General features: G+C 46.9%; 16 protein-coding genes. 12 read left to right on the top strand and 4 right to left on the bottom strand.

Annotated features, from left to right (window positions below):
* Positions 1 to 44: 44 nt before the first annotated feature.
* From glyQ to ICN46_RS01185, 4 genes are read left to right on the top strand one after another with little or no spacing between them, the layout of a single operon-like run.
* Entirely contained in the window at positions 45 to 929 is an 885-nt protein-coding gene (glyQ, locus tag ICN46_RS01200; protein ID WP_216203674.1) for a glycine--tRNA ligase subunit alpha, read from the top strand.
* Positions 930 to 945: 16 nt separating this feature from the next.
* Positions 946 to 3,099, top strand: a complete 2,154-nt coding sequence (glyS, locus tag ICN46_RS01195) for a glycine--tRNA ligase subunit beta (RefSeq protein ID WP_216203672.1) — start codon at positions 946 to 948, stop codon at positions 3,097 to 3,099.
* Positions 3,096 to 3,668 (top strand): D-glycero-beta-D-manno-heptose 1,7-bisphosphate 7-phosphatase, encoded by a 573-nt coding sequence (gene gmhB / locus ICN46_RS01190; RefSeq protein WP_216203670.1) that lies wholly within the window; start codon positions 3,096 to 3,098, stop codon positions 3,666 to 3,668. Before glyS ends, gmhB begins: the two co-directional genes overlap by 4 nt.
* Before the next feature lie 3 nt (positions 3,669 to 3,671).
* Positions 3,672 to 4,409, top strand: coding sequence for a lysophospholipid acyltransferase family protein (locus tag ICN46_RS01185; protein WP_216203668.1), 738 nt, complete (start codon positions 3,672 to 3,674; stop codon positions 4,407 to 4,409).
* Between the two features lie 20 nt (positions 4,410 to 4,429).
* Here ICN46_RS01185 and rsmA read toward each other — a convergent pair whose 3' ends face one another.
* The 4 genes from rsmA to lptD are packed head-to-tail and all read right to left on the bottom strand — an operon-like array spanning position 4,430 to position 10,158.
* The gene (rsmA, locus tag ICN46_RS01180; RefSeq protein WP_216203666.1) at positions 4,430 to 5,206 is read right to left on the bottom strand and encodes a 16S rRNA (adenine(1518)-N(6)/adenine(1519)-N(6))-dimethyltransferase RsmA; all 777 of its coding nucleotides are present in this window, start codon (positions 5,204 to 5,206) and stop codon (positions 4,430 to 4,432) included.
* Positions 5,206 to 6,210 (bottom strand): 4-hydroxythreonine-4-phosphate dehydrogenase PdxA, encoded by a 1,005-nt coding sequence (gene pdxA / locus ICN46_RS01175; RefSeq protein WP_216203989.1) that lies wholly within the window; start codon positions 6,208 to 6,210, stop codon positions 5,206 to 5,208. The genes rsmA and pdxA overlap by 1 nt, the downstream gene beginning before the upstream one ends.
* Positions 6,191 to 7,636 carry a peptidylprolyl isomerase gene (locus ICN46_RS01170; protein WP_216203664.1) on the bottom strand — a complete coding sequence of 482 codons (1,446 nt, stop codon included), beginning with the start codon at positions 7,634 to 7,636 and terminating at the stop codon, positions 6,191 to 6,193. The genes pdxA and ICN46_RS01170 overlap by 20 nt, the downstream gene beginning before the upstream one ends.
* Positions 7,633 to 10,158, bottom strand: coding sequence for an LPS-assembly protein LptD (gene lptD, locus ICN46_RS01165; protein WP_216203662.1), 2,526 nt, complete (start codon positions 10,156 to 10,158; stop codon positions 7,633 to 7,635). The genes ICN46_RS01170 and lptD overlap by 4 nt, the downstream gene beginning before the upstream one ends.
* Before the next feature lie 33 nt (positions 10,159 to 10,191).
* Between lptD and ICN46_RS01160 the strand changes: the two genes are divergently transcribed.
* The 8 genes from ICN46_RS01160 to ruvC all read left to right on the top strand — a co-directional run bounded on the left by ICN46_RS01160 (position 10,192) and on the right by ruvC (position 18,031).
* Complete coding sequence (locus tag ICN46_RS01160) at positions 10,192 to 11,187, top strand: aminoglycoside phosphotransferase family protein (RefSeq protein WP_216203660.1); 996 nt, start codon at positions 10,192 to 10,194, stop codon at positions 11,185 to 11,187.
* Between the two features lies 1 nt (position 11,188).
* Positions 11,189 to 11,905, top strand: a complete 717-nt coding sequence (gene murU, locus ICN46_RS01155) for an N-acetylmuramate alpha-1-phosphate uridylyltransferase MurU (protein ID WP_216203658.1) — start codon at positions 11,189 to 11,191, stop codon at positions 11,903 to 11,905.
* Complete coding sequence (gene pepP, locus ICN46_RS01150; protein WP_216203656.1) at positions 11,898 to 13,253, top strand: Xaa-Pro aminopeptidase; 1,356 nt, start codon at positions 11,898 to 11,900, stop codon at positions 13,251 to 13,253. Before murU ends, pepP begins: the two co-directional genes overlap by 8 nt.
* A gap of 6 nt (positions 13,254 to 13,259) precedes the next feature.
* Positions 13,260 to 14,432, top strand: a complete 1,173-nt coding sequence (locus ICN46_RS01145; protein ID WP_216203654.1) for an FAD-dependent monooxygenase — start codon at positions 13,260 to 13,262, stop codon at positions 14,430 to 14,432.
* 139 nt (positions 14,433 to 14,571) lie between these two features.
* Positions 14,572 to 15,588, top strand: a complete 1,017-nt coding sequence (dusB, locus tag ICN46_RS01140) for a tRNA dihydrouridine synthase DusB (protein WP_216203653.1) — start codon at positions 14,572 to 14,574, stop codon at positions 15,586 to 15,588.
* Between the two features lie 23 nt (positions 15,589 to 15,611).
* A complete protein-coding gene (locus tag ICN46_RS01135; RefSeq protein ID WP_216203651.1) occupies positions 15,612 to 15,851 on the top strand; it encodes a helix-turn-helix domain-containing protein in 240 nt (79 codons plus the stop codon).
* A 48-nt stretch (positions 15,852 to 15,899) separates the two neighbouring features.
* On the top strand, positions 15,900 to 17,480 hold the full coding sequence (purH, locus tag ICN46_RS01130; protein ID WP_216203649.1) for a bifunctional phosphoribosylaminoimidazolecarboxamide formyltransferase/IMP cyclohydrolase: 1,581 nt from the start codon (positions 15,900 to 15,902) through the stop codon (positions 17,478 to 17,480).
* A gap of 32 nt (positions 17,481 to 17,512) precedes the next feature.
* A complete protein-coding gene (gene ruvC / locus ICN46_RS01125) occupies positions 17,513 to 18,031 on the top strand; it encodes a crossover junction endodeoxyribonuclease RuvC (protein WP_216203648.1) in 519 nt (172 codons plus the stop codon).
* Positions 18,032 to 18,050: the final 19 nt, after the last annotated feature.

Raw genomic sequence — 18,050 nt, 5'->3', positions numbered from 1 at the left:
GGCTGGCTTAGCCATGTAAAATCAACGGCTTAGCTAGGTTAATCATGCTTACTTTTCAGCAAATCATTCTCAAACTTCAAGATTACTGGGACCAACAAGGTTGCGCCCTATTGCAACCTATCGACCTTGAGGTCGGTGCTGGTACATCTCATACAGCTACTTTTTTGCGCGCCATTGGTCCAGAGCCCTGGAAAGCAGCGTACGTTCAACCCTCACGCAGACCTAAAGATGGTCGCTATGGAGAAAACCCAAACCGCCTTCAGCACTACTATCAATATCAAGTTGTCTTAAAACCTGCCCCGGAAAATATTCTCGAGTTATATCTAGGCTCACTTGCAGCCCTCGGTTTAGATCTTAAAGAAAACGATGTGCGCTTCGTAGAGGACGACTGGGAAAACCCAACTCTGGGTGCGTGGGGTCTTGGCTGGGAAGTATGGCTCAACGGCATGGAGGTCACTCAGTTCACCTACTTCCAACAAGTTGGCGGGCTAGATTGCAAACCCGTATTGGGCGAAATCACCTACGGCATTGAGCGACTTGCAATGTATATTCAAAATTGCTCCAATGTGTATGACCTAGTGTGGGCCGATGGCATTTCGTATGGTGATGTTTATCACCAAAATGAAGTGGAGCAGTCTTGCTATAACTTTGAATACTCCAATACCGACTTACTCTTTGCTAATTTTGCAAACTACGAGAGCGAAGCAAAACGCTTAATGGAAGTACCGCTTGCCTTACCGGCCTATGAAATGGTTTTGAAAGCTGCGCACACCTTCAATCTGCTAGATGCTCGCGGTGCCATCTCAGTCACTGAGCGCGCTGCTTATATTGGCCGCATCCGCAATCTTTCTCGCGCTGTCGCACAGGCCTACTTTGAGTCCCGAGAAAAGCTTGGGTTCCCAATGTGCCAGCGTCAAGCTAAAGCATAAGTACTCCAATCCATTTATGAGCACATCGAATATGCCTTCTCAATCAGCTGACTTGTTGATTGAACTACTCACCGAAGAGCTTCCACCGAAGTCATTACGTCGTCTTGGGGATGGATTTAGCGACGGGATCTTCAATGCTTTAGAGGCTGCGGGCTTATTGACCGCAAACTCTAAGGTAACTGGCTATGCAACCCCGCGTCGTCTAGCAGTTCATGTGACAGAGGTAATGGATCAAGCTCCCGACTATCCAGTGCGGGAAAAATTATTACCTACGAGCATCGCTTTTGATGCCCAAGGTCAAGCTACTGCGCCTTTGCTCAAAAAACTGGGTGCTCTTGGCTACGCAGATCTTGATATCAGCGCTCTAGAAAAATCTGGCGAAGGAAAAAACGAGGCTTTGTATTTAAATGTAATTGCTAAAGGTGCAGCTCTTGAACAAACAGCGCAACTTGCGCTCGAAGGCACATTAAGTAAGCTGCCCATTGCCAAAATGATGCATTACCAAGTCATGCAGAAGAATGGGCAATTAGCCGATGTTGAATTTGCACGTCCTGCTCACAAAATCATTGCACTTCATGGCAATGCGCCTTTGGCTATTAGTGCGCTAGGTATTCAGGCTGGAAACCTAACTGATGGTCACCGTTTTTTATCATCCGGGCAAATTTCAATTACATCAGCTGATCAGTACGAAAAAATACTACAAAGCGAAGCCAAAGTCATGCCTAGCTTTAGCAAGCGCCGTGAATATATCAAAGTTGCCCTATTGAAGGCAGCTGGCGCTGATTCCGTGCTAATGCCAGATAGCCTACTAGATGAAGTCACAGCTCTTGTTGAGTGGCCAGCTATTTATGAATGTCACTTTGACCAAGAGTTTCTGGATGTACCGCAAGAGTGCTTAATTTTGACAATGCAAACCAACCAAAAATATTTTGCATTGACCGATCAGCAGGGTAAGTTGCGCAACCGCTTTTTGATTGTTTCTAATATTCAAACCAATAAACCTGACGCCATCATCTCTGGCAATGAGCGCGTTGTGCGTCCCCGCCTCTCCGATGCGCGGTTCTTTTTCCAGCAGGATCAAAAACGCCCTCTAGGATCGCGCGTGGCAGACCTTGGCAAGGTTGTGTATCACAACCAACTCGGTAATCAGCTTGAGCGCACTCAGCGCGTAGCTGCAATTGCCACCGGCATCGCAAAAGCATTAAAAAACAAAGGTATTGAAGCAAATATCGAGTTTGCAGGACGTGCCGCAGAGATTGCCAAGACGGATCTGCTCACTGATATGGTTGGTGAGTTTCCAGAGTTGCAAGGCATTATGGGTCGCTACTATGCAATACATGACGGCGAAAATTCTGAAGTTGCTTCAGCCTGTAGTGAGCATTACATGCCTCGGTTTGCCGGCGACACCTTACCGGAAACGCAAACCGGTACCATCCTAGCAATTGCTGACAAATTAGAAACTCTGGTGGGGATTTGGGGGGTTGGTCTTGCTCCGACTGGCGACAAAGACCCCTATGCATTACGTCGTCATGCTTTAGGCATCTGCCGTCTTCTCTTAGAAAAAAATCTTCCCTTAAGCCTGCCCGAGCTTATTAAATTAGCTCGCGCCCAATTTACTCAAAAAGATGTTGCTGAAAAGGCTAAGGCTGATGATATTTATGCCTTCATCATCGATCGTCTGCGTGCCTATTTGCGAGACCAATCCGTATCTGGCAAGCCATTTACTAGCGCTGAAATTGATGCTGTACTTAGCCAATCACCAGCACAGTTAAATGATCTGATTGGCCGCTTGACTGCCTTACGCGAATTTAATGCCCTTGAGCAGGCCACCCAACTTGCAGCCGCCAACAAACGGATCAGCAACATTCTCAAGAAAACCACCACGGCAATTCCAGCGGCTTGCTCTAGTAAATTATTACAAGCTCCTGCAGAGTCTGCCTTATTCCAGGCCTTGGAAAGTGTTACCCCAACACTCAATGCAGCATACGAACAAGGTCACTTTGTTGAGCTCTTGAAGACTCTCGTGGCCTTGAGTCAGCCCATTGATCAATTCTTTGCAGATGTAATGGTGATGGATCCAAACCCTGAGTTACGGGATAACCGTCTAGCTCTCCTGCAACAACTCCACCAGAAAATGAATCTCATTGCCGATCTCGGCAAATTGGCATGAGCACCAGCTCTTCTAAATTAATCATTCTCGATCGCGACGGCGTGATCAATGAAGACAGAGACGACTATGTGAAGTCGAGTGATGAGTGGGTGCCAATTCCGGGTAGCCTTGAAGCCATTGCCCTACTGAATCAGGCTGGCTATCAGATAGCCATTGCAAGCAATCAATCAGGTCTGGCAAGAGGTTATTTTAGTATCAACGATTTGCATGCCATGCATAGCAAAATGGATGGATTACTAAAGCCCCTTGGCGGTCGTATTGATAGCATCTTCTTCTGCCCTCACGTAGATGCTAATGCTTGCGATTGCCGAAAACCATTGCCCGGCCTCATGAAAGAGATTGCCCTTCGCTACAAGAAAAATAATAGCAAGAGCCCACTTGAGGGGGTTCCAATCGTAGGAGACTCCTTGAGAGATTTACAAGCTGGCATCGCTCTTGGCGCTTCACCACACTTAGTCATGACTGGCAAGGGTAAGAAAACTTTAGCCAAGGGAGGACTCCCAGATGGCACTGAAATTCATGAAGACTTACTTGCATTTGCCACCAGCCTTTTAGAAGAGAAAATTTAGATAATGATCTTTTTGCGCTCAACCCTTTTCACTCTATTTTTGCTGATCTTTACACCGATTTGGTCGATTCTTTGTCTGCTAGCTTTTCCATTCCTAAATCCTGAAAATCGCTATCGCTTTATTGGCCTATGGAATAAGGTCGTAATTTGGTTATTACAGCCCCTCTGCGGAATTCATTATGAGATCCGCGGAATGGAAAATATGTATGCCGTACTCGATCAACCCGTTGTAGTGCTGAGTAAGCATCAGTCCGCTTATGAGACGATTGCGTACATTGCACTCCTTCCAAAGCAACTCTGTTTTGTCTTTAAACGTGAGCTTTTGTGGATTCCATTTTTTGGGTGGGCATTAGCATTGCTGAAAATGATTCATATCAATCGGGCCAGCAAAGAAACGGCTGCCCTCTCAGTAGCAAGTCAAGGTCGTAAGCGTCTCGCTGAAGGCAAGTGGATTATGTTGTTTCCAGAGGGCACCAGAATGCCAACTGGATCTTACAAACCTTACAGCAAAGGCGGGGCTAGACTCGCAAGCGCTACCGAGGCAATAGTGATTCCAATTGCTCACAACGCAGGGCGTTGCTGGCCTAAAAATAGCTTTCTAAAGCAACCGGGCACTGTCATTTTTTCGATTGGCCCTGCAATTGCCTCTGCCGGTAAAACGGGCGGCCAACTCCATCAAGAAGTTGAAAAGTGGATTGAAGCAGAAATGCGTGTGATTGATCCAGAGGCCTACAAGACCTAAAGCAATGCTGAAATAAGGCCTTATTGAACTAAGGTCTTAGCCCACTCGATATAACGATCAACTGAAATGTCTTGAGCGCGAGACTTAAGCTCAAGCTCTGTTAAAGATAATTTGTCAGCAAAATTTTGTAGATTAGTGCGGAGCATTTTTCTTCTTTGAGAGAAGGCTGCTGCCACCACCTTCTCTAGTGAAGTCCACTGGGCATCATTTAAGTCGAAATCCACTCTAGGAATCATTCGCACTACTGCTGAATTCACCTTAGGTTGAGGATCGAATGCTTCGGGCGGAACTTCAAGTACCTGCTCCATATGGTAACGAGCCTGCAACATAACTGATAGCCGACTAAAGTCAGAACTGCCCGCCGGAGCAACCATGCGCTCTACCACTTCAGCCTGCAACATGAATACTTGTTCGTCCACTACCGTTGCAGCGGATACCAAATGAAACAATAGGGGTGAAGAAATGTTGTAGGGTAAATTACCGACTACCTTACATAAACCACCATTTTTGGGGTGACTCTTAGCCCATGCGACAAAATCAAACTGAAGAGCATCTCCCTCAATAATCGACAAGCCTTTCAAATTCTGTTGCTTCCAATAAGCCACTAAATCTCGGTCAATTTCCAAAAGATCTAGCTGGTCAAGATTACTCAATAAAGGTTTTGTGAGGGCGCCAAGTCCAGGGCCAATCTCAATCACATGCGCATCAGCACTGGGATTAATCAAGGCAACGATAGAATAAATAATGCCACTATCTTGCAAAAAATTTTGCCCAAAACGTTTACGCGCGCGATGCATTAAGAGTTACTTGCCTTCTCATTGACCGCTAATCGATAAGCCAAACGCAGCGCTTCGAGCATGCTACTGGGGTCCGCAATACCTTGTCCAGCAATATCAAGGGCTGTGCCATGATCAACAGAGCTACGAATAATAGGTAGCCCCAAAGTTACATTGACACCGCCGCCAAATGTGACGAATTTAAAAGGAGCCAAACCTTGGTCGTGATACATCGCAATATAAGCATCCACATGATCCAAACTCTGCGCAGAAAACATCGTATCGCCGGGATAAGGCCCAGTCACTTCAATACCCTCTAACTTGGCCAATGCAATTGCAGGAGAAATGATGTCAATCTCCTCGCGCCCCATATAGCCCGATTCACCAGCGTGTGGATTCAGCCCTGCAACTCTGATGACCGGCTTAGTAATGCCAAATTTTTTCTGGAGGTCACGATGAACGACCTGAATGGTTTCCAGAATATGTTTTTGGGTCAGCGCTCCCGGCACATCCTTCAATGGAAGGTGAGTGGTCACTAAAGCAACCCGCAATTCCCTTGGATTTTTAAGCCCCAGGAATCCTGCAGGTAAAAGTGCACACAACATCATGACAACATGATCAATCTTGCAAGCCTTCGCCAAGTACTCTGTATGCCCAGTAAAGGGCATACCTGCAATATTAATAATACTTTTTTGCAGGGGTGCGGTGATCATGGCATCAAAGCGTCCAGCCAAACATCCCTCGACCGCCGCATCCAAGAGGCTGAGAACATATGGGGCATTGGCAGAATTCAGTTGTCCGGGCGTGACAGACGCTCCTAACTCAATCGATTCAATCCTCAGGCGAGCCAACACATCAGCATCAACACCCTTCGGAACCTGCAATAGAGAGCCATCCCCTAGCAGCGTAACGCACACGTTTGCTTGTTCTTTTAAAAAAGAAAGAGTTGCTGCAAGACTAAGCTCTGGACCAATTCCCGCTGGTTCGCCCGAGGTAACGACTAGATTAACGGGGTACGCTTGCAGCATCTTCTGAGTTAATAATCTTCACTGTTGCGGTATCGCGTAACTGACGAATCCAGTCTTGGTAGGCCTGCTCAAACTTCTTATCTCGGATTGCGGCGCGTGCAAAATCTCGCTGCTTCTCTACGGTTAACTGAGCCTCACGGCGCTCCAGCACTTGGATTAAATGCCAACCAAACTCTGTTTTAACGGGATTACTCACCTCACCAATTTGCAAACGATTCATCGCCTGCTCAAATTCTGGAACCAAATCCCCGGGGCTCATCCAACCCAAATTACCACCATTCGCAGCAGAACCGTCCTCGGAATATTTCTTGGCTAAATCAGCAAAGTCAGCAGTTTTAGCACGAACCTGGTCACGATATCCTGCCAGACGTCGCTCGGCATCCTGATCAGTTAAACCAGCGCGGTTGCGCAACAAAATGTGGCGTGACATAGTTTGAGTAATAGGAATATTTTGTGGGGCGCTAGGAGTTGCATCTTGTGGCGCAGCCTGTTGCGGAGCACCAGCAACTAAAGCACGACGATCCAACACTTTAAGTACATGATAGCCCGCCGGGCTCTTCACCACGGCATTTGCTACCTGACCTCCACCCGTATTCCTAATTGCCTCGTAAAACAACTGAGGCAGGCGATCCGGAGTACGGTAGCCCAATTCCTGAAACTTGATTTGTGGGTTCTCTTTTGCAGCTATTGCACCAAGCTGCAAGAAATCCACATCACCACGGGCATCGCGCAACAGTGTTTCTGCTTTTTTCTTCGCCTCTGCTTGAGCGCCCACACCGGCACCAGCATTCACTGGGATAAAAATTTGGGCAACATCAATTTCCTCAGGAGAGCCTGGCGCAGCAGGAGTAGAGCGAGAAGCTCCTGCGCCATTGACGGCCCGCATACGATCCACAATGTAGTTATCAATCTCGGCATCAGAAACTTTGATCTTAGCCTCAACCTCACGCTCTCTAAAGCGACTAATAACAATGTCATCACGTAACATTTGCTGATATCGCTCGAATGTACCTCCCGAAGAAATTACTTTTTGCTTAAACTCCGGAAGAGATAATTTGTTTTTTGCCGCTATGTCGCCAATAATCTTGTTCAACTCTGAATTGCTGACAACAATGCCTTCTTGGGCGGCCTCTAATAATTGAATTTTTTCAATGATCAGACGCTCCATGATCGTCTTACGTAGAACATCAGCATCCGGTAGTTTTGTGCCCTGCTTCTGTAATGCGGCAATGCGATCATCGATTTCTTTACGAGTGACGTACCCCGTGTTCACGACTGCCGCCACACCATCAATATTACGAATCTTGCTATCAGCACTTGGGCGTGCAGTATCTTGAGCTGCAACCAAACTGGAAAGCAAGGCCAGGCTTGCCAACAAAGCTTGTATAAAAATCCGTTTAAAGCCACTAAGACAATATGTCATTGATAGTTCTCGTATGTTGAAGGCGGTATAGGCTTAGAAGTAGGCATATATCCAGGAACATTTAACTTCATGATATCAACTGGATTGCTACCAGCGCTACCAAAGCCCCTAAACTCTATCTGGAAGAGGATTTGGGTGGTTGTGATCTGAGAAGTATTGAGCATCTGGGAATAGGCTGCACGCAAAGTCCAGCAATCACGTGCCCACTCCAATGCTGCCAATGTATTGAGGGTTTTCGTTGTTAAAGCGTCATAACCCCAACGCCCCAAGACCGATAGTTCACGGGTAAGAGGCCATTGACCAGAAACATTGTATTGATCAGTAGTCGTTGCAGACAGGGTGGCTGGAGTTGGTCCAAATGCTTGCGTTGGTGGACTCCACACATTACGATAGCCAAAATTTAAACTTCGGCCTGGGGTTGGGCGCCAACTACCGCCTACCGTAGTTTGTACAAAACGATTTAATTGCGTGTTGTACTGCCCAAAGGCATCGGCACTAAAGTTTCCGAGCAAGCGAATAGAGCCAGAACCCAAGGTATCTGAATAGGTTGTTGGGTTAGCAATCGTTCCATTGAGACCCACCCGCTGGCCTGTGAAATCTTGCCTTTGTGCGAGCGTAACTGAAGCGCGCTCAGCACCAGAACTAGCCTCTAGCATGCGACTCGTAATACCACCCGTTAGCTTGTTATTATCGGCAACACGGTCATTGCCGATGAAATTATTTTCACTAAAAATTTGAGTCACACCAAAACCACCATCAGCAGTGTCAAATAAGGGTGTTTGTGCCTGGCTCTGAAATGGCGTATATACATAAAAAGCGCGGGGCTCCATCGTCAGCAACATATCGCGCCCAAAGAAACCCTTTAACTCTGCCGCATCTCTTTCAAATGCCAAACCCGAATCTAAACTAAATGTAGGAATCACAAAGCCTTGGGCATTGGGTGCGCCCGGCGTTAAGGATGTCGCAGCATAGTTATTTGCCTGAAAACTCACTTTAGGAGTCAAGTAATACCCGGGGGTTACCTGGGGTAAAGCCAGGGCTCCTTTAACTACCGTTCGATCAGCCTGACTATACAAATTACCAGGAGGAGCCGCCAGAGGATTGCCGTTAACGTTATAGGCAAACCTCGTGTAATCCGTAGAGAAGGTAGTTTTGGGGCCTGTCGGCAATTCTAAATATTTACCAGTCGTATCGGAAACTGTTGGTGTAATTTGATTGTTATAGGCAACCGTCAAATTCGGTAGGATGTTGTAAGGCGACTGAACTGTTGATGTTGGGTCAGGCTGCAAAGTCTGAAAAGTCAATACACGCGCAGATGTATTCCAATTACTCAAGCTATCAGTCAATTGCTTGCTTGTTCCTACCTCTTGACGGAATTGGTTAGTAATAGCGCCGGCAATACTTTGAGAAAAATCCGTGGGGTACATATTGTCAGAGACGCGGGCGATGCTGGCATAGCCATTCCAGGAGCCAGGAGCAGGCAATCCACCAGGCGCCAAATCCCCACTAAAGTTCTGCCTCTGTTGCCAATCATATTTCCAGCGATCGGTGCCCGTTTTTTTATCGTAAGGCAAGTATTCCCCAACTATGGTGCCGGCATATTGGCTATCCAAGAAACGATATTGAGCGCCTAACTGGGTGCCGCGTTGATTCATATAACGAGGCAATAACAACAGATCTCGATTTGGGGCAACGTTCACGTAATAAGGCAGAGTAGTATCCCAACCATTATTGGAGTTATACCCAGTAACTGGTGCAAGTATTCCAGAGCGCCGCTGGCTTGATGTTGGGACGCTGAAATAAGGGACATATGCAATAGGCACATCGAAGAAACGCATCACACCATTAGTGCCAACCATTTCTTTTTGCTCGTTATCAATCTCGATTTTGCTTGCTGTGAAATACCAATCCAAATTTTCTGGGGTGCACGTGGTGTAGGTTGCCTGATCAAATACAAAAATATCCGAAGTTTCAATCGTTAGTTTCTTTGCAGTGCCATTTGCACGATTATCACGAAGCTCATAAATTGGAGACTCCATTTGACCTTCGCGCGCATCAACTTTAAAACTAGCCTTGGGTCCTTTAAAAGAAGTATTACCTTTTATCAACTCTGCATTACCGCTTAAATCTGCAACATCAGTATCAGGGTTATATTTAATCTCATCAGCTTTAATGACTGCACCATTGCGACGAATTTGCGCTCGACCCTTCAGGTGCATGTCTCTCTCAACCACTCCATCAATCGCATCACTAGATGTAAACGTGAGTGCTTTACCATCAGCAAGTGGTTGGCCAACTCGCAGTTGGTCATCTAGTTTTAGAACTGTAACGGCACCACGATCCGGTATCAAAATTGTATTTGCAGAATTGCTTAATGACTGGGCAGTAGTGGGCAGTGGCGCAGGCGCCTGAGCAGCGCCTGGAAGCGCAAATTGCAGCAATACCAACCCCAATACTAAGCGGGGGGCTAGGGCTAAAAAAAGAGGGGCGCAAAGGCCGGCACGACGGCGATAATGACTCATAGATCCTGACTCGCACTATTATACGAATCGACCATGACCGACGCTCGCTTAAATACCCTCAGTAACTGGCTAGAAGGCCTCAAACCTAGCTGGCAATTAGATCTCAACACATTAGCCCCCGCTTCGGCTGATGCTAGCTTTCGACGGTATTTTCGACTTGAGTCAAAAAATCCCGATTTTGGGACTTTAATTGTGATGGATGCCCCCCCTCAACATGAACCGATAGACACCTTCATTGGAGTGGATTTATTGCTAACAGAGGCCGGTTTAAATGTGCCCCAAATCCTCGAAAAAAATGTGGCGCAGGGCTTTCTATTACTAAATGATTTGGGCAATGAAACCTATCTCTCTGCCCTAAATGAAAACACTGCAGATGAGCTCTATCGAGATGCAACTCAAGCAATGGTCAAAATGCAGCTGGCAAGCAAGCCTGATGTGCTACCAAATTACGATACCGCCCTATTGAAACGCGAACTAGATTTGTTTCCAGAGTGGTATTTAATGAAACACCTACAACTTCAATTAACTCAGACACAAGATGTGCAAGTCAAACAGGCTTTTGAACTCATTATTCAAAACAATCTTGCGCAAGCAAAGGTTTATGTGCACCGCGATTACCATTCACGCAATTTAATGGTCACCGAAAAAAATAATCCAGGCGTTTTGGATTTTCAAGACGCAGTTTATGGGCCCATTACCTATGATGCATCTTCTTTATGGCGCGATGCCTACATTGCATGGCCTGAAGAACGGGTGATTGATTGGGTGATTAAATTTTGGGAAGAGGGGCGTAAAGTTGGGTTACCAATGCCGGCTGATTTTGGCCATTTTTATCGCGATTTTGAGTGGATGGGCTTGCAGCGCCACCTCAAAGTACTTGGAATTTTTGCAAGATTATTCCACCGAGATGGAAAAGACGGTTACCTAAAAGACATTCCTTTGGTCCTGGAATATGCCATTGCAACTGCGAACCGCTATATTGAATTAAAGCCTTTAGCCCGCATCCTAGAGTCCACTCGTAAAAGTTAACATGACAAAGTCAACGCAATTTCCTGGCTTACTTCTTGCCGCAGGCAGAGGTGAACGCATGCGGCCTTTGACGGATGAACTACCTAAGCCACTTCTCAAAATCAAAGAGAAGTCTTTATTGCAGTGGCACCTAGAAGCGCTATCTGCTGCAGGTATTCAAAACATCGTGATTAACCACGCCTGGCTAGGGCAAAAAATTGAAAAGGCCCTAGGAAATGGGTCGCAGTTTGGAGTAGAGATTCAATACTCACCAGAGGGGGTTGCACTAGAAACCGCTGGCGGTATCCGCAAGGCGCTCCCCCTGCTAAATCCAGATGATTACTTTTTAGTGATTAATGGGGATGTATTTTGTCCAGACTTTCCCATCAAAAAGCTCATAGAAGCCTACTTCGCCCTAAAAGACTCCCAAAATCCACCGCTGGCTCACTTGGTGATGGTGCCCAACCCATCTCAACACCCAGCAGGAGACTTCTATTTAAACCATTCCCAGGTAAGTAATCTTGAATCCCCGGGGACTGAACGGCTCACCTTTTCAGGAATAGGCATTTACCACTGCGACTTATTTCAAGATCTTGTGATAGATATACCTGCCAAACTTGCCCCACTCCTGCGTGCGGCAATGCAGGACAATAAGGTGTCTGGTGAAAAATACCTCGGACCATGGCACGATGTAGGTACACCTCAACGTTTGCAAGAGCTCAACGCAGTTTATGAATAACACGAACATTTATCAAAAACGCAGAGCTGCGTTAGCCAAAAAAATTCGTATGAATAGTGGCGGTGGTATCGCTATCGTTGCAACAGCACCAGAACTACCGCGCAATCGCGATAGCGATTTCCCCTATCGTCACGATAGCGATTTTTTCTATCTGACTGGCTTTGAAGAACCAGGCGCTACGCTAGTGATGAAGGTCGACCAAAACAGTGAGGAAACACATCTCTTTTGCAGACCCAAGGATACAGAGCGTGAGGTCTGGGATGGTATCCGCCTTGGTCCTGAAGCTGCCCCAAAAACCTTGGGGGTAGATTCTGCTCATAGTAATGTCGAACTCGATACCAAGCTGAGCGAATTGCTAGCTGATCAAGATGCAGTTTATATACGTCTGGCAGAGAGCGCAGAAACTGATCGTCGCTTGCGTCACTGGATGAAACAAGTTCGTCAACAGTCGCGTGCCGGCATCAATCCTCCCTCAGAATTTCATGATGTTGACGTACTGATTCATGAAATGCGCTTGTTTAAAGACGCTCATGAAATCGATATCATGCGACGTGCCGCCGCCATTTCTGCTCGAGCTCATATTCGTGCAATGCAAATCTGTAAGCCTGGTATGCGTGAATACCAGCTCGAGGCCGAACTACTTCACGAATTCCGTAATAGCGGCGCACAAAGTGTTGCCTACAACAGCATTGTTGCCGGCGGCGCCAACTCCTGCATCCTGCACTATCGCGCCGGATCTACTGAATTGAAAAACAGTGAGCTTTGTCTCATTGATGCTGGTTGCGAGCTCGATGGTTACGCCTCTGATATCACCAGAACCTTTCCGGTCAGCGGTAAATTTAGCGGACCACAACGCGCTCTATACGACATTACCTTAGCCGCTCAAGAAGCTGCCATTGCAGCAACGAAACCTGGCAATACTTTTATGCAACCGCATGAAGCCGCACTCAAAGTGCTCACACAAGGCTTGTTAGATGAAAAACTACTCAAGCTTGCTGAACTTGGCTCACTAGAGAACGCCATTGAGACTGCTGCCTATCGTCGTTTTTATATGCATCGTACCTCGCATTGGTTGGGGATGGATGTCCACGACGTTGGCTCCTATCGCGAACCAAGCGATGCCAATATTAGCGATGAAAAACCATGGCGCGTTTTAAGGCCTGGTATGGTCATCACAATTGAGCCAGGCCTATACATTCGACCAGCAGCAGAGGTTGATGAACGATTTTGGAATATCGGCATTCGGATTGAAGATGATGCGGTAATCAATGACTCTGGATGTGAATTGATCTCTCGTGGCGCGCCCGTCAAAGCCGATGAAATTGAAGCCTTGATGAAAAATCAATAACCAATAATGAAGAGCGCAATTGAGTACGACATATTGATTCAGGGTGGTGGCCCTGTGGGACTTGCTTGTGCCGCATGGTGCTTACAAAAAAATCCAGGATCTAAGCTCGTACTAGTTGATCGCAACCCCATTGATGATGCAGACTTAGTATCGGCCGATAGCAGAGGTATTGCGCTGTCGCATGGCAGCAAGTTATTGCTCGACACTATTAATGCCTGGCCTACTGACTGTGCCGATATTCATCGCGTACACGTTTCTCAAGCCGGTCGCTTTGGACGAGCTTTAATGACGCGTGAGGAGTTAGGTCAAGATGCCTTAGGTCACATCATTCGCTATCGTGACATTCACTTGGCTTTACGAAAAGCTTTAAGAGCAATTCAGACCAGACAGAATCAAACCGAATCCCATTTTTCATGGCTACATATCGATAACGATTCTGAGCACCTGAACATCCAAGCTAAATGTATTGTTCATGCAGAAGGTGGTTTATTCAAAAAACAAGATTGGGTTGAATCTGGCCGTGATTACGATCAATCCGCACTAGTTGGGCTGGTAGAGGTAGAAAACGCAGCAACCCATCAAGCATGGGAGCGCTTTACCGCAGAAGGCCCACTTGCCGTACTGCCAAGTCATTATGGCAGCAACATCCTGAACCTAGTTTGGTGCGGATCCCCTGAATCGTCACAACAACGCTTGAACTTAAGTGATACTGATTTCCTATTGGCGCTACAAAAAGAGTTTGGCTCTCGCATTGGTCGATTCCTAAAAATTCAAGATCGTCGTCTTTATCCACTTGGGCTCAACTATCGCAAAGTAATTACTCAGGGCAATGAAGTATGGGTGGGCAATGCCGCCCAAACCTTGCACCCTGTTGCTGGCCAAGGACTCAATCTCGGCTTACGGGATGCCTATCTTTTGGCAGAAACATTGGCAGAGATCTTCTCAAACCCTAGGCAAGAGCAAACATCCCATCATATTGAGAATGCACTACAAAAATATGCCCAAAGCCGTCAAGCTGATCGCACCACCACTATCGGCTTGACTGACTTTATGGCCAGAGTATTCACCTCAAACTTACTTCCCATTGTGATTGGTCGTGGACTGGCTTTAACGGCCCTCCAGTGGCTTCCTCCGATCAAAACTGCCTTGGCACGCCAAATGATGTTTGGGCGCCGCTAGCCCCCTCTAATCTAGGCATTGAAGCCCTGTTTTGCACGCTCAATCTGCCTAAAAAATAGGCAGATTGAGCCCTATTTGTGCTAAAGTGTCATGCTTTCCACGCCACCTTGAGATTTTCTCGCAAATACCCTAGATTCAAATGAAGATTGGTCCTCACCTCCTTGCAAATCGACTCTTTGTCGCGCCTATGGCTGGCGTTACTGATCGTCCATTTCGACAACTGTGTAAGAAATTGGGTGCCGGCTATGCTGTCTCTGAAATGATTGCCTCCAATGCGTTGCTTTGGAAGAGCGAGAAGACTCAGCGCCGAGCCAATCATCAGGGTGAGTTCAACCCTATCGCCGTGCAAATCGCCGGGGCCGATCCAGGCATGATGGCCGCCGCCGCAAAAGTCAATGTAGATCACGGCGCACAAATCATCGATATCAACATGGGCTGCCCTGCCAAGAAAGTCTGCAACGTTGCAGCAGGTTCAGCACTCATGCGTGACGAGCCTTTAGTGCAGCAAATTTTAGAAGCAGTAGTGCAAGCCGTAGGGGTTGGGCCAGATGCGGTTCCAGTTACCTTAAAAATTCGAACAGGCTGGGATCGCGCCAATAAAAACGCTATTGCTATAGCCAAACTTGCTGAGCAATCGGGAATCTCCATGTTGACGGTTCATGGCCGCACTAAAGCCGACCTGTACCACGGTGAAGCTGAGTATGAAACTATTACTGCCGTCAAAAATAGCGTGTTCATTCCGGTAGTTGCCAATGGCGATATCACCACTCCAGAGAAAGCGGAGCTTGTTTTACAAACGACGGGGGCTGATGCCATCATGATTGGCCGCGCCGCTCAAGGTCGCCCCTGGATCTTTCGGGAAATCAATCATTATTTAGAAACTGGCTCTAAGTTACCGACCCCCGAGATTGCGGAAATTCAAGAGATCATGAATGAGCACTTGCTTGATCACTATGCCTTCTATGGCGAATATATTGGCCTGCGTACAGCGCGCAAACATATTGGCTGGTATTGCAAAGGGCTGCGTGACTCACATGCCTTCCGCCAAAGAATGAATACTGCGGATGATTGCAAAACCCAATTACGAATGGTTAATGATTTTTTTGATGAAATGAAATCGCATTCCGATCGCTTGCTATTTTTAGAGGCTGCTTAATTTTTAGTACTAGATATAACCCTATGAGCAATAAACACCCCATTACTGAATGCATTGAAACGCAATTACAGCGCTATCTTGACGACCTCAAGGGTACCCCCCCATCAGACATATATCAGATGGTGTTAGGTGTTGTAGAAAAACCGATGCTTGAATTAGTTATGCAGCATGCCAAACAAAATCAATCTTTAGCTGCTCAGTACCTTGGCATCAATCGCAATACTTTGCATAAAAAACTTGTTGAGCATCAGCTGATCAAGTAAAGCCAATTATTTACATTACCCATTTATTCATCTAACCATCAAGTCCATATGATCCGTACAGCCCTACTCTCCGTCTCCGATAAAAATGGCATTGTGCCCTTTGCTAAAGCCCTACATGAGCAAGGCATTAAATTGATTTCTACCGGCGGTACTGCAAAACTCTTGGCTGAAAATCATTTGCCCGTTGTTGAGGTTGCTACTCTGACAAAGTTTCCAGAGATGTTAGATGGACGTGTAAAAACATTGCACCCAATGGTGCATGGTGGTTTATTGGCTCGGAGAGATTTTCCTGAGCATATGGCCGCCCTGAAAGAGCATGGCATCGACACTATTGATATGTTGGTCATCAACCTCTATCCCTTTAATGAAACGGTTGCTCGGGAAAGCTGTTGTTTCGAAGATGCTGTCGAGAACATTGATATTGGTGGCCCTGCAATGCTCCGTGCTGCTGCCAAGAACCATCAAGATGTAACCGTGCTGATTTCTTCTGAAGACTACGCACCAGTCTTGGCAGAGATGAAAGCAAACGCAAACACTGTTTCTTATAAAACCAATCTTAGTCTTGCCAAGAAGGTATTTGCCCATACCGCTCAGTATGACGGCGCCATTGCAAATTATCTCTCCTCTTTGAGTGATGAGCTGAACCACAAGAAGCGCTCTGCCTATCCAGATACATTGCATCTGGCTTTTGAGAAAGTACAAGAGATGCGCTACGGAGAAAACCCACATCAATCCGCTGCTTTTTATAAAGATATTCAGACAGTTGATGGCGCACTAGCCAATTACAAGCAATTGCAAGGCAAAGAGCTTTCATATAACAATATTGCTGATGCTGACTCTGCTTGGGAATGTGTTAAAAGCTTTTCTGACAACGCTGGCGGCGCCGCAGCTTGCGTAATCATCAAACATGCTAACCCTTGTGGTGTAGCAGTTGCTACCAATGCTCTTGAGGCCTATCAAAAAGCCTTTAAGACCGACCCAAGCTCAGCCTTTGGCGGCATTATTGCCTTCAATGTGCCTTGTGATGGCGCAGCAGCCGAAGCCATCTCCAAACAATTTGTAGAAGTGCTCATTGCCCCAAGCTTTAGTGATGAGGCAAAAGCCATTTTTGCTGCCAAACAAAATGTTCGTCTACTAGAGATCCCATTAGGCACTGCGTTTAATGCTTTTGATTTCAAACGCGTAGGCGGTGGTTTATTGGTTCAGTCGCCCGATGCTAAGAATGTGCTCCAAAGCGAAATGCGCGTAGTCAGCCAAAGATTGCCAACCCCAAGCGAAATGAATGACATGATGTTTGCTTGGCGTGTTGCTAAGTTTGTGAAGTCCAATGCGATTGTGTATTGCGCAAACGGCATGACCTTAGGAATCGGTGCCGGTCAAATGAGTCGGGTTGATTCAGCCCGTATGGCCAGCATCAAAGCAGAGAACGCTGGCTTAAGCCTGAAAGGTTCTGCAGTTGCAAGTGATGCCTTCTTCCCATTCCGTGATGGCCTTGATGTTGTAGTAAACGGTGGCGCCAGTTGCGCAATCCAGCCCGGTGGCAGCATGCGTGATGATGAAATCATTGCGGCAGCCAATGAGCATGGCATTGCGATGATCTTTACTGGCACACGTCACTTCCGCCATTAAACAAAAAGTAGATCAAGAGACTCAGATTGCTCATGCGCTGGATAGGAATCGACCCAGGTTTACGGACAACCGGCTTTGGCGTGATAGATGTTGACGGCCAAAAGCTGACCTATGTTGCCTCTGGAACGATTGAAAGTGGTGATCCTGCCAAAGGCCTGCCGGAGCGCCTTGGCGCACTCTATGCTGGCGTTAAAGAAGTATTGGAAAGTTATCATCCAGAAGCGGCCGCCATTGAAGAGGTTTTTCTCAATGTCAATCCCCGCTCTACCTTAATGCTGGGTCAGGCTAGAGGCGCAGTGATTGCCGCCCTGGTGTCCGATAAGCTCCCTGTTGCTGAATACAGCGCGTTACGTGTCAAGCAATCCATTGTAGGTACGGGTCGCGCAGCCAAGCCTCAGGTTCAAGAAATGGTCAAACGTTTGCTGAGATTAAATCGCGCCCCAGGAACGGATGCCTCGGATGCCTTGGGGGTTGCCATCTGCGCCGCACATCATGCGCAAATATCGCCAGCTATTACCGCTGCACTTGCGACTAAGAAACGTAGCAAATAAAAATATCTAAACAGGTTAA

Source organism: Polynucleobacter sp. Latsch14-2, assembly GCF_018881925.1.
In the GTDB taxonomy this organism is placed as follows: Bacteria; Pseudomonadota; Gammaproteobacteria; order Burkholderiales; family Burkholderiaceae; genus Polynucleobacter.
This window is presented reverse-complemented; position numbering and strand designations above follow the sequence as displayed.

Bases quoted from the DNA above. Each gene is read 5' to 3' on its own strand.
- glyQ (WP_216203674.1), top strand. From the start codon at position 45: ATGCTTACTTTTCAGCAAATCATTCTCAAACTTCAAGATTACTGGGAC.
- glyS (WP_216203672.1), top strand. From the start codon at position 946: ATGAGCACATCGAATATGCCTTCTCAATCAGCTGACTTGTTGATTGAA.
- gmhB (WP_216203670.1), top strand. From the start codon at position 3,096: ATGAGCACCAGCTCTTCTAAATTAATCATTCTCGATCGCGACGGCGTG.
- ICN46_RS01185 (WP_216203668.1), top strand. From the start codon at position 3,672: ATGATCTTTTTGCGCTCAACCCTTTTCACTCTATTTTTGCTGATCTTT.
- rsmA (WP_216203666.1), bottom strand. From the start codon at position 5,206: ATGCATCGCGCGCGTAAACGTTTTGGGCAAAATTTTTTGCAAGATAGT.
- ICN46_RS01170 (WP_216203664.1), bottom strand. From the start codon at position 7,636: ATGACATATTGTCTTAGTGGCTTTAAACGGATTTTTATACAAGCTTTG.
- lptD (WP_216203662.1), bottom strand. From the start codon at position 10,158: ATGAGTCATTATCGCCGTCGTGCCGGCCTTTGCGCCCCTCTTTTTTTA.
- ICN46_RS01160 (WP_216203660.1), top strand. From the start codon at position 10,192: ATGACCGACGCTCGCTTAAATACCCTCAGTAACTGGCTAGAAGGCCTC.
- murU (WP_216203658.1), top strand. From the start codon at position 11,189: ATGACAAAGTCAACGCAATTTCCTGGCTTACTTCTTGCCGCAGGCAGA.
- pepP (WP_216203656.1), top strand. From the start codon at position 11,898: ATGAATAACACGAACATTTATCAAAAACGCAGAGCTGCGTTAGCCAAA.
- ICN46_RS01145 (WP_216203654.1), top strand. From the start codon at position 13,260: ATGAAGAGCGCAATTGAGTACGACATATTGATTCAGGGTGGTGGCCCT.
- dusB (WP_216203653.1), top strand. From the start codon at position 14,572: ATGAAGATTGGTCCTCACCTCCTTGCAAATCGACTCTTTGTCGCGCCT.
- ICN46_RS01135 (WP_216203651.1), top strand. From the start codon at position 15,612: ATGAGCAATAAACACCCCATTACTGAATGCATTGAAACGCAATTACAG.
- purH (WP_216203649.1), top strand. From the start codon at position 15,900: ATGATCCGTACAGCCCTACTCTCCGTCTCCGATAAAAATGGCATTGTG.
- ruvC (WP_216203648.1), top strand. From the start codon at position 17,513: ATGCGCTGGATAGGAATCGACCCAGGTTTACGGACAACCGGCTTTGGC.